Source organism: Rhodococcus mengyinensis, from assembly GCF_048381435.1.
Lineage (GTDB): Bacteria > Actinomycetota > Actinomycetes > Mycobacteriales > Mycobacteriaceae > Rhodococcus_F > Rhodococcus_F opacus_D.
In genome coordinates, this window is the sequence record NZ_JBLWIT010000129.1 from 1 (window position 1) to 1,571 (window position 1,571).

Genomic DNA, 1,571 nt, shown 5'->3' on the forward strand with positions numbered 1-1,571 from the left:
GCATCTTCCGGGACTTCCTGGTCGCGGCGAGCACACTCGTCGCCGGCTACGGCGGATCCCTGTCCGGTGAGCACGGGGACGGCCGCGCCCGCAGCGAACTATTGCCGCTGATGTACTCACCGGACGCGATGAAACTCTTTGCTGCCGTCAAGCACGTCTTCGACCCGGACAACATCCTCAACCCCGGAGTGGTGGTCGACCCCCACCCGGTCGACGCGGACCTGCGCATTCCCGCAGCCCCACTCCTGCGCCGCAACCTGGCCCTGGCCTACCACCACGACGACGGAGATTTCACCCAGGCGGTGCACCGCTGCACCGGCGTCGGAAAATGCCGGGCCGACAACACCGCCACCGGGGCAGTGATGTGTCCGTCGTATCAGGCGACCCGGGAGGAGAAGGACTCCACCCGCGGCCGGGCGCGCGTGCTGCAGGAGATGATCAACGGCACCGACATCGACGGTGGCTGGCGATCGCCCGAGGTTCACGACGCCCTCGACCTGTGTCTGTCCTGTAAGGGGTGCTCCTCGGACTGCCCGACCGGTGTCGACATGGCCGCGTTCAAATCCGAAGTGCTGCACCAGAGCTACAAGGGCCGCCTCCGCCCCGCCTCGCACTACTCGCTGGGATGGCTTCCGCGTTGGGCGAAGATCGCCAGCCACGCGCCCGGTCTGGTCAACGCCACGATGCGCGTTCCCGGCATCGGACCGCTGGCGTTGTCGTCGGCCGGAGTGGACAAGCGCCGCACCATTCCACCGTTCGCGAAGCAGACGTTCCGGTCCTGGTTCAAGGCCACCGAAAACGACCGTGCCACGACCGGTGACCCGGTGCTGCTGTTCGTGGACTCGTTCACCAACTACTTCACCCCCGAGGTCGGGCACGCCACGGTGCAGGTGCTCGAAGCCGCCGGCTACCGGCCGCAATTGACCGACAAGCAGCAGTGCTGCGGACTCACCTGGATCTCCACCGGGCAGCTCACCGCGGCGAAGAAGATCCTCGGCCGCACCGTGGACGCACTGTCCGGTAGCGCTGCGGCCGGAATTCCGATCGTCGGAATGGAGCCGTCCTGCACGGGTGTGCTGCGCTCGGACGCTGCGGAACTGCTCGGTAGGTCGGCGGCCGAACCGGTCGCCGACGCAACCCGTACCCTCGCGGAACTGTTGACGGACCGCGGGTGGGAACCGCCGTCTCTCGAAGGCAAGTCCGTTGTCGCGCAGCCGCACTGCCACCATCATTCGGTGATGGGGTGGAGTCCGGACGCGCAGCTTCTCGAGAAGGCCGGTGCACAGGTTCAGCGGCTGGGCGGATGCTGCGGGTTGGCCGGCAACTTCGGGGTGGAGAAGGGGCATTACGAGGTGTCGGTGGCGGTCGCCGAGCAGCAACTCCTACCCGCCGTGGCCGGGGCGGACGCGGACACCACGATCCTGGCCGACGGCTACTCCTGCCGGACGCAGTTGTCGGATCTGACCGATCGTCGCGGTGACCACTTGGCGCAATTGCTCGCCGCGCAGCTCGACGCCGGTGCTGCGCGCCGACGGGACTGACCCTCGGGGGTGCACACACAAGGGTGGCGG

Annotated in this window: 1 protein-coding gene; it reads left to right on the plus strand. The window is 67.9% G+C overall.

The window, feature by feature from the left end:
- Nucleotides 1-1,541, plus strand: a 1,541-nt coding sequence (locus ACNJ7E_RS30305) for a (Fe-S)-binding protein (RefSeq protein ID WP_418341679.1), incomplete at its 5' end; no start/stop codon positions are given.
- Between the last annotated feature and the right edge of the window lie 30 nt (nucleotides 1,542-1,571).